At 63.1% G+C, this 9,967-nt stretch carries 8 protein-coding genes; 1 reads left to right on the forward strand and 7 read right to left on the reverse strand.

From position 1 onward, the window contains the following. Positions 1-357: 357 nt before the first annotated feature. Positions 358-1,878, reverse strand: coding sequence for an FAD-binding protein (locus LVJ94_33800; GenBank protein WXB01880.1), 1,521 nt, complete (start codon positions 1,876-1,878; stop codon positions 358-360). Positions 1,879-1,891: 13 nt separating this feature from the next. Continuing rightward, the gene (locus LVJ94_33805) at positions 1,892-2,311 is read right to left on the reverse strand and encodes a hypothetical protein (protein ID WXB01881.1); all 420 of its coding nucleotides are present in this window, start codon (positions 2,309-2,311) and stop codon (positions 1,892-1,894) included. A 229-nt stretch (positions 2,312-2,540) separates the two neighbouring features. On the opposite strand from LVJ94_33805, the gene LVJ94_33810 reads away from it, so the two are divergent. Then, positions 2,541-3,371, forward strand: a complete 831-nt coding sequence (locus LVJ94_33810) for a hypothetical protein (GenBank protein ID WXB01882.1) — start codon at positions 2,541-2,543, stop codon at positions 3,369-3,371. A 6-nt stretch (positions 3,372-3,377) separates the two neighbouring features. Here LVJ94_33810 and LVJ94_33815 read toward each other — a convergent pair whose 3' ends face one another. The 5 genes from LVJ94_33815 to LVJ94_33835 all read right to left on the reverse strand — a co-directional run bounded on the left by LVJ94_33815 (position 3,378) and on the right by LVJ94_33835 (position 9,621). Next, the gene (locus LVJ94_33815; GenBank protein ID WXB01883.1) at positions 3,378-4,697 is read right to left on the reverse strand and encodes a serpin family protein; all 1,320 of its coding nucleotides are present in this window, start codon (positions 4,695-4,697) and stop codon (positions 3,378-3,380) included. 125 nt (positions 4,698-4,822) lie between these two features. Next, positions 4,823-5,878 carry a M28 family peptidase gene (locus tag LVJ94_33820; GenBank protein ID WXB01884.1) on the reverse strand — a complete coding sequence of 352 codons (1,056 nt, stop codon included), beginning with the start codon at positions 5,876-5,878 and terminating at the stop codon, positions 4,823-4,825. A 28-nt stretch (positions 5,879-5,906) separates the two neighbouring features. Further along, on the reverse strand, positions 5,907-6,962 hold the full coding sequence (locus tag LVJ94_33825) for a peptidoglycan DD-metalloendopeptidase family protein (GenBank protein ID WXB01885.1): 1,056 nt from the start codon (positions 6,960-6,962) through the stop codon (positions 5,907-5,909). A gap of 41 nt (positions 6,963-7,003) precedes the next feature. Further along, positions 7,004-8,239 carry a hypothetical protein gene (locus LVJ94_33830; protein ID WXB01886.1) on the reverse strand — a complete coding sequence of 412 codons (1,236 nt, stop codon included), beginning with the start codon at positions 8,237-8,239 and terminating at the stop codon, positions 7,004-7,006. A gap of 191 nt (positions 8,240-8,430) precedes the next feature. Then, on the reverse strand, positions 8,431-9,621 hold the full coding sequence (locus LVJ94_33835) for a sigma 54-interacting transcriptional regulator (protein ID WXB01887.1): 1,191 nt from the start codon (positions 9,619-9,621) through the stop codon (positions 8,431-8,433). Positions 9,622-9,967: the final 346 nt, after the last annotated feature.

Raw genomic sequence — 9,967 nt, forward strand, 5'->3', positions numbered from 1 at the left:
GACGTCCATCTCTCTTTTGAGTTCACTCGAATGCTCCTCTACCGAGCGGTGATTCGCCGGTCCAATTCAATGTATGTTCGACTGCTCTGGAGAAACGCCGAGTCTGGACTACGTGAAAGTCAGTCGGGCACGTATAAACGATTTGCGACAGCACCCGCAATGAGCAAAAGACGACGCGCATGGGCGAATCCATGTACGCACAACCCTTCTCGACGTCCGTGCCCGATTCACGCTGTCCCGTTCCTGTACCTCTACCGGATCCGCGATGACGCATGATGCTGCGTTGCGTCCGCAAACGCTCGGATGAAGCAGGTCACGGGTCCAACTTCGTAATACGTAATACGTATATCGATACAATCAGCCGAGACCGCACGCCGTGAGCCAATCGCTGCCGAAGATGCGCTGACCGGTCGCCCCCAGCAGCGAGCGTCGTGCGCGGAGCCATTCTTCGACACGGGCGCCGTGGCCGTATTCGATGAGCGCGCGGTCTTCACGCATATTTTGACCCCAATGCATGGTAAACCGGATACCGCGGGCGCGAAGCTCGTCCCACACGCGGTGAAACGCTTCCAGCGTGCGCGGTGAGCCCGCGGACGGGAGCTCGATGGTGCATGCCATCGGCGAAAAGTGCGTGAAGGCCAAGGTCGCGTCGGAGCCTTTCACGTATCGGATGGCGGGAAAACCGGACCAAGGAAAACGGTTCGCCACCTCGATGATGGCATCGACCGCCTGCGGTGCATCCGCCAAGGCCACGCCAATCTCTGTGCTCATGACGTCGCCGCGAAGATCGGTGGCGCCAAATTGGAACCCCGGGGTTCCCGCAACGCCTTGCACGGGACCGAGCTGCGCGGACAGAATGGGCTCCAGAAGCACGGGCACGAGCTCGGGCGTCCACCCCGTCGCCGTGCCGAGCAGGGTCATGACGTCGTCGCCCTGCACCCACGTCGACCCGCCGGTGGGCACGGCCACCGGTCGATGCGGGCGCTTGTACATGTACCGAACGTAAGCGCCGCGCTGCCCGCGCGATACGCGGTACGGGTTGACGACGACCTCGAAGTGGAACGGCAGCTCGGCCCCGCCGCTCAAGCCCAATGCCTCGACGTCGAGCGTGCCAAGGACCGGGTGCACGCGGTCGTAGTCCATGCGCACGAGGCTCTTTTCGAGCAAAAATAGGGGTTCGGCTTCGAACAAAACCGCGTGCATCAGTCCGAAGCTTCCAAAGCCCACCACCGCCGCGTCGAAGAGCGCATCGTCGCGCAAAAGCTCGGCACCGATGGCGTGGCAGAAGGCCTGCGAGACGACGGGCTTCGAAGCGCGTTCGATCCAGCGATGACGGCCGCCGTCGATCACCATATGAAGTCCGAGCACGTAATCCTGCATGGATCCGATGGCATTGGCCGAACCATGCGTTCCCGTAGACACCGCACCGGCGATGGTTTGTCCATTGCTGGCGCCCGACGTCGGAAGGGTGTAGCCACGGGCTTCGAGGTATTGATACAGCTCCATCACGCTGGCACCGCATTGGGCGAAACAGAGGGCGTCTGGATTGCCCGAAAAGCCGATATCCAAGCTACTATCGCGAAAGCCAAGTTCGATGTAATTCAATGGCTTGGTGTTCACCATGATGTCGTGAGTCGCCGCCGCCCGAGAGAGCGACCAGGCTCCGCCCAACCCGCGGATGCGCAGGTTCTGCGCCTCGGCCTTGGCAACGAGCGCACGCAGCCCCGCGAGGCCGGCCCGCCAGATAGGCTCGTTCGACGCGGGGGGCTCCAACCACATGTTCCACACGTCGCAAAAGAGACGCGGCGTGAGGCTCACGGTGCGGTGCTTGTTCTCCCAGACGGTGTTCTCGCCAAGGGTGATGAGCGGGCTTGCCATGGGGCCACGTCTTTCAAAACGATCCATCGTCGCGCCGATTCGGCACCGTGGTGGTCGCGGGCACCGGATACGTCGCCATGTTCGGGCATTGGCCGGCCATCGGAGGGCCGGGCGGCGCGGTGCCCGGCGGAGGTTTGCCGCACACGTATTCCATACGAATGGGCACCGCAATGCCGAGCGAGGCAATGCTCAGCATCACATAACCAAAGTTCGTAGAGGCGGTGACCTCCTTGATGCCATTGTTCAAGCAGATACACGAAGTATCCGTCGACTCATTCTGGATGGCGCCCCAAAGAAGCGACCATTTGGTGCTCGATACCGGTTCGTTGGCATTGGCCACGGCCGGTGCGGCCACGCGGTAGTGATAGCACCCCGCCGTTGCGGCGATGAACAGCAGCGCGGCCGCTCGTGTTGACCTTTCCCGAGGCGCCATGGAATTCTCCCGCCCGCGTAGGCTGCAGATGCGGTGCCATGGGCCTCTTTGGCGCGCGCCCCGCGCGATGGCGCGAGAGCGTCGCACCAAACCGCGTTGCACGTTGCAACGTGCAACGCCGCTCGATGCGACGAAGCGACCTCTTCGATCGGCGCGAAATGCAGCGCACGTACACCGTACGAATGCTCGATCCCGGCGGTGGGGGTCCGGACACCTTAGCCAAGGACGAATGATACCTGCTTTCTTGCGGCCCACCCGCCTGGAGCACCGGCGCGTGGCTGTCGCCGCCGTGCTCTTTGGAATGGGCCTTCTTTCTCTCGCTCAGTTGCCGGACCGTCGAAGCGTGTGCGTCACGGCGTTCGGCTGCACCTTCGCCAGCGTGGCCATCGCCGTGATGGCCCGATCGCGCCATCGCGATCGCCCTCATCGAAGTGCCATCGTCGCCCCAATGGGGTTCCTGCTGGGCGCCGTCATCGCGGTCATGGTGCTGGACGGCCTGCGCGTGGAGTCCATTCCGGGTAGCGGGGTGCGCGCCGCGGACGCTTCAACGTTGGTGATCCGTCTTCTCGCCATGCCCTTGCTCGTGAGCCTTCTCGGTCTCATCCAGCCCAATCACCCACCGGACCTGCGCGCGGCCGCCACCGCGACCTGGCTCGTTGCCGTCGGCGCCCTGTCCATTTGGTGCGCGGCGCAGCTCTCCCCGCTTCCTGGCATCCCGTGGCTCGGAGGAGCCCTGATCGTCGCAGGGGCTGCACGGGGCGCTGTCGCCATCGCGCGCAACCGCCGGCGACAAGCCTGGCTCCGATCGGTCGCCCGCGGGGACATCGCTGGGCTGCGCCTCTACGTCTCGGGGAGCGGCACGATGACCCTGGAGCAGTGGGTGCGCCCCACCTACCGCGTCGAGCCGCGATGGGAGGTCGTGATGGACTGGCCCTCCCCCACCGGTGTGCTCACGGCGATGGCCAAGCAGCTGGCCATCGCCTTCTGCACCCTTTGCACCGTCGCCCTCCTGCTCGCGTTGTGCGTTCTTCCCTTTGTCTTCTTCGGCGGCCCTTCGTGAATCGTCTTATTGCCGCGGATCGGTCACGCGACCGAAGAAGACCAGGGCCCTCGTGGGGATGTCGCGGATGAAAAAGAAAAAGGGGCGGTTCGCGTTGAAGGTCTTCACCCCGATGGGCGCAGCACCACGACCCAACCCCACGGCGGTGGCGGCCGCCGCCTCGGTGCCTGCCTCGTCGACACGGACGAAGGCTTGGTGGAGCACATCCTGCAGCATGAGGGATTCCACGCTGGGGTTCAGGATACCCGAGAAATCGGCGCTCCCCGTGAAGGGCGTGGGCATGCCGAGTTGGGAGAGCGATTCCTTCAGACTCATCGAAGCACCGGAGATCTTGAACTTCGGCAGCGAGACTTTGACGGCCGCCGGCGCGAGGCTCGCGGTGATCGTTCGGTAGATCGCTCCGTCGAACGCCGATTCGAAGGTCGCCCAGCTGCCCTCCTTCGGCAGCACCACCACCATGGAGGTGTCGCCACCGGCGTACGGCAGCTCCACGGCCTGGTAGCTATCGGCTTCGGCGTACGGGAAGGTCTCCTGCTGGGTCATCGAATCGGCACTCTGGCTCGTGCCGTCGAGGTGCTTGAAATCTTGTTTGGCCGTGACCTTGGCATCGAACTTCGCGCGCCACTCGGCGTTGAAATAGACGGCGTTGACCAGCACCATCCGCGTGCTCGCGTCGATGATCCCTTCCGGGATGAGATCGTTGATGCGGTTTTCCGTTTGGCGGCTCGTCCACAGGTTGATCGAGATGCGCGATGGTTCCGGCTCTCGTTGGAAATCGGTCACGTACATGCCGGCGCCGTAATCACGGGCAAGCGTATCGAGGAAGGGCTTCTCGAACGGTGTGCCGGTGTTGGCCCAGTTCGAATTGACGACGCGAAGCCGAAACGGCTGCCCATCGGCCCCCTTTTCGCCCTTGCCGCGGCTCGAAAGCGCGAGGTCCACCGCGTTCATCGTCGAATGCAATGCCGCAGGCGCCTGGGCGAAGTGCAGGGCTTTCGACATTTCCTGCGCGGTCGTCCCGCGGGCGCCGGCGTAGGTCATGGCCAGCGCCACCGAGATGCTGTGCGGCGAGAAGAACATATTTTGGCCCGCGAGCTTGCGGTCGGCGGCGCGGTAAAAGTCGAACGCGAAATCGGTGTTGGCCGCGGTGAGCGCCACCACGTCGGCGGGCGTCGCTGCGGGCGCCATATCGCGTGCGAGATCGGATTTCACGACATTCGGCTCGGCGGCGGAGTTGCCATCGTTGCTGCTGCAGCCGAGCGACGCGGCGCTGAGGGCGAGTGCCGAAAAAGCCGCCAACGAAGAAAGCGGGAGAAAAGAGCGCATGAACCGCCGTTACGCAACCTGTATGCCGCAGCCTACAGGTTCGCGTCTTCTCGGCGAAAAACGGCCCAACGTCGAGCAGAACGATGCCAGCACGATCCGGATGGCACACAGCCGGCACAACCCGGTCAGATGTCGCGGGGCAACCCCAGCATCTCGGCGCTTGCGCCCACGACGCTCTTTACGACTTGCGTCGCGAACTCGAAATTGAGTTGGCTCAGGTCGTCCACCGTTCCGTTCAAGCAGTGATAGGCCGGATTGCGGAAATTGGCCGTGTCGGTGACCATGACGGCCGGATAACCCTCGGTCCAATAAGGGCCGTGGTCCGAGCGGCGAAGGTCGCCCAGCAGAGGGTTCAACATGCCGAGCGGTGTGAGCCCCGTGGCGAGGTTGAGAACCCCGACCTTTTGCGCGTAAACCGCAAAGACATTGAGCGCATTTTCCGTTCCCGGGTTGCCGAATGTAGCGATGAAGTTGCCGCGGTTCTTGTTGGCCTTGAGCCATTGCGCTTGCTGCGGCGCCACGAGCTCGATCCCGGTGGGAAATTGCTGCGAGTTCTCTGCGTCGTTCTTGAACGCGATCATTTCGAAGTCGAACACCGCGTCGATGATGTCGTGACCTTGCGAGGATTGTTTGGCGGTGGAGGTCGACCCCTTGTAGCCGCTCTCCTCTTCGTCCCAGCACATGAGCGTCAGGGTGCGGGGGAAGCTCGCCTGGCCGAGCACCCTGGCCACCTCCAGGGTGCCGGCCACACCGCTGCCATTGTCGTCGGCACCCGGGCAATTGGCCACGCTGTCGTAATGGGCTCCTACGATGATTTGATGAGCTTTGTCGGTGGCCGAGGTTCCCGGCTTCACCCCCACGACGTTGACACCGGAGGCGTAATGGCGGCGCTCCACCGTGAAGCCGTATTGCGCAAAGCGGGTCGCACAAAGGTCTTGCACCGACTGCCATTGCGAATTCTGCGGGGTGCGCTCCTTCGCAATGGCGGTGAGGTCCGCGGTATAGCGCGCCCGATCGACGCTCTGGGCCAAAGCAAAGGGCGATGCCGCCGGCGGAGCATCCGTACCGCTGCCCGCCTGTTCGCGACTACCTGGGTCTTTGGTGCCGTCGGAGCCCGTTCCTCCTTGACTGCTACACGCGGCGAGCAACGCGACGAACCAAATGGGATGACGAAAAATCATGAGCCTCCGGTGAGCAACATTCATTCCGTTACGGATTTGCCTTCATGACGACCTTCGTTTCGTTGGTCGCACGAATCCATTGGATGGATCCATGCTCGAAGTCGCTTTGCCTATCACTTCCAACGTCGTGCTCGTCCGAAGTTGGATATCCGAGACGGCCTTTTTCCCATCCCTCGTCCTTCCACCGGTCGCGAATGGCCCCGCGCACTTCGTGGGCCCCCGTCCACGATGTCCAATAGATGGATCCTCCCTCGAACACGTTGAAGCGCCCATTGCCATCCGGGGCCGTGAACTCGTCGGTGATGGGGTATCCCAAGTGCCCCGCCTCCCATTTCGAGTCGCTCCACTTGTCACGAATCGCGCCGTGAACTTCGTGGGCGTCGGTCGATGGGGTCCAGTAGATGGATCCGCGATCGAAGACGTTGTAACGACCGCGCGTGTCCGGCGTGGTGAGCTCGTCGGAACGGGGGACTCCAAGAACGGAGTCACAACCGCCCAGCGCCCGGTACTTGACGTTGATGGCGCCCACCGTCGCCCCATCTCCTCCCGAGCACGTCGTCGAGCCGCCGCCGCCCTGCCCGGCTTGGCACGGCAGCGGGACTCCGCGGGCGCCGAGGTAGTCCACGGGATCGATTCCATGCCCGTCGCCTTCGCGGTTGTACGTGCGGATATGGAGGTGCGGCCCCGTGGCCTGGCCTTCTGCGCCAATGAGTGCGATGCGATCGCCACCGTTCACATGGTCCCCGACCTCGACGAAGCGGGTATGCATGTGTCCATATTCGGTCATGCTGCCATCGTCGTGCCGGATCCGAATCCATTGTCCGTAACCCTGTGCAGGACCGGACGCCGTCACCGAGCCCGCCGCCGTGGCGAAAATAGGCGCGCTGAGCGGACCGCCAATGTCCACGCCATCGTGCCCCTCGTGATAGCCCTGCGTGATCGGGCCCTCCGCCGGACAGAATGCCGTATCGGCGAATGTGCTCGCCTGCTCGATCACGTTCTCCTCTCGGGTGGCGGAGGAGCATGCCCACACGCTGCACGACAGCGCGATGACGAGCGGGCGGAGAGAACCGAATGATGTCATGCCAGACCTCCAGGTTTCGTCCAGGATTCGCTGCTCGATTCTTATTTCATTTCGACGGTCGTCTGATTGCTCTTTTCGTTCCAGGTGATCGAGCCTTTTTGAAAGTCGCTCTTGCGACCCACCGCGACCGAGTATTCGTCGGAAATCGGATAACCCATTCTTCCGGCTTCCCAGCCGAGCTCCTTCCATTTGTCCCGAATCGCACCGCGAACCTCGTGCGCACCGGTCGACTCCGTCCAATAGATCGAACCGCGCTCGAACACGTTGTAGCGCCCCATCTGGTCCGGCGTCGGGGTCTCGTCGCTGATCGGATATCCGAGCGCCCCCGTCTCCCAACCGACGTCCTTCCATTTGTCGCGAATGGCACCGTGGACCTCGTGCGCGCCCAGTGCCTCCGTCCAGTAGATCGATCCGCGATCGAAGACGCTGTAACGGCCGGCGCCGTCGGGCGTGGTCATTTCGTTGCTCTTCGGCACGCCCAGGATCGATCCGCACCCACCGAGGGCGCGGTACTTCTCGGCGATCATCCCTACCACGGTACCGCTGCCGCCCTCGCAGGTGATCCCCACCGCCCCCCAGAAGCCTGCCGGCGTTTCGTCGAGCACTTGAGAGAGAGCGTCATTGTACGCCTGGTAGCGGGGTGCCCAGCAGCTCCAGTCCGGACTGCGGCATCCGTTGTACTCACTCAGTACGGTTTTGATCCACTGGTCGCGGAGCGTGCCATTGTTGATGTCGAAGCGGTTGATCCATGCTCGCGCCTTGTCATCGGTCTCGGCGTCCGTCGTATAGGCCGACACTTTGACCATGTTGACGGCGTAATCGATGGCGTGGCGAACCTGGCCATCGATGGTCAGCACGTCCTCTCCGTACCGATTGATGGTGTCCCAATAGGTACCTGCATCGAATTGGAACATGCCCAGACCGCCTTGCTGCGACGAGCAGGCTCCGTCTCCGGAGCCGGCCATGATGGGGCCACCTCCGCAATCGGGAGAGTTTGGTCCCTGGCATGCCCAGGTCAACTCGGACCAACACATCGCGAGCCCGGCCGACTCGTGCATGGCGATACCTGCCAGCAGGTACGCATTGCCGATTCCGCGCGCATGCGCCGAATCGCGAATTTTCTCATACCGTGGGAAGCGATCCGCACTCGAGAGAGCATCCACGCTGTTCTGCGCGGGGGGCCCATCTTCGCGCGAGCTGCATCCCGGAGCCGCCATCGCGGCGAGCGATACTACGGTGATCGTGATCAGCGACTTCGCGTTGAACGGAATCTGCATAAGCCGCTAGACATGCGCGCATTATGCCATTATTCGCATCGCCTCCCTCGGGCGAGAAGGCCTTCCATCGAGGCCATGTCGGTGCGCGGCACACCATCGTCCCCCAAGGGGAGGCTGCGCGCCGACACTCACGACCGTGACCACCAAAATGAACCACGTGATCCAGGTGCAAAACGGTCATGGGACCATTCCTATTTCGGATTGTGCAGCCCGTGTCGTTTGAGGAGCGAGCGCAAGTGGTGCCGTTCGATCGCGGCCAGCCCCGCGGCCATGGCGATGTTTCCGTTCGTCTTCGCGATCAGTCGCTGCAGGTAGCTCCGCTCGAAATCGTCCACCGCCGTTCGCTTGGCTTCCTTGAAATCGGGAATTTCCGTTTCGGCGCCATCGTTCCTCGGCGCCCGAGCGAGAAGCCTGTCGAACGCGAGATCCTGCGGGCGAATGAGCGCGCCGTTGCACATGTACGCCGCGCGCTCGATCACGTTCTTGAGTTCGCGCACATTGCCTGGAAAGTCGCGCGCGCGGAGCTCGTCCAGAGCTTCCCCCGAGATCGCGCGGGCACACGCGGCCTCCGGAGGCAGACATCGTAAGAACTCCGACACGAGAAGCTCGATGTCGTCGCGACGGTGCGCGAGGGAAGGCAGCACCACGCAGGTTTGTGCCAAGCGAAAATACAGGTCTCCGCGGAAGAAGCCCTGATTCACCATGCGGCGGAGATTTCGCCACGTCGCGGACAGGATGCGTACGGAAACAGGACGAGACTGCTGCTCACCGACGCGCGTCACCTCGCGTTGTTCCAAGACGCGCAGCAGTTTCGGTTGCAGGTCGAGCGGCAGATCGCCAATCTCGTCGAGGAACACGGTGCCGCCGTGGGCCCGTTCGAAAACGCCGATGCGTGCTTCGCTCGCGCCGGTGAACGCTCCTTTGGCATGCCCGAACAGAACGGACTCGGCCAGGGCCGGCGGGAGCGCGGCACAGTCGAGCACGACGAACTCGCCTTTCGCACGCGGGCTCTCGTCGTGAAGGGCACGCGCGATCAACTCTTTGCCGCTGCCCGTGGGCCCTTCGATGAACACGGAAAGCTCGGTGGGCGCGAGCCTCTCCAGGTGCGAGAAGAGCTCACGCATGACCTCACTCTTGCCGTGAAGCGCGTGGAACGAATCGCGCGGCGGACGCGGCGCCGTCGATGATGCTTCGACAACATCCACGCAAATCGTCGATTCGCCCAGATGCAGACTCGCACCTCGCGGCACCACCGCGCGCAAGATCCGCGAGCCCGCATGGTAAATGCCATTGTGGCTGTCGAGATCTCGCACCTCGATGCCCTCGTCGTGCACGACGAGTTCGACGTGGAGCTCCGAGACGCAGGCATCGTCGAGGGACACGTCGGCCTTGCTCGAACGGCCCACCGTTAATGGGTGCCCGGTTCCATGCGCGCCGCGGGATCGTCCCGACGTGACCATCACGTGCACGAACGAGGCGGGCCGCCGTGCTGGCCCTCGCACTCGAAGGATATTTCCCGTGGCCGCGTGGTACATACGATGTATACCATAGCGTGTTGATGCATCGTCTTCCACCCCCACAGGCAGCGGCAGTACCGCGGTAAGTTTGCGACGAGGTCGAGGAACCCGTGCTTCCTCACGCGGAAGGATACGTTCCGGCCGTCCAGTGTTCGGCCCCCCACGACCAACAGCCTCATTCGCAAAACCATTTGCGATTACTTGATTCGAA

This window comes from Sorangiineae bacterium MSr11367 (assembly GCA_037157805.1).
Classification (GTDB): Bacteria; Myxococcota_A; Polyangia; order Polyangiales; family Polyangiaceae; genus Pendulispora; species Pendulispora rubella.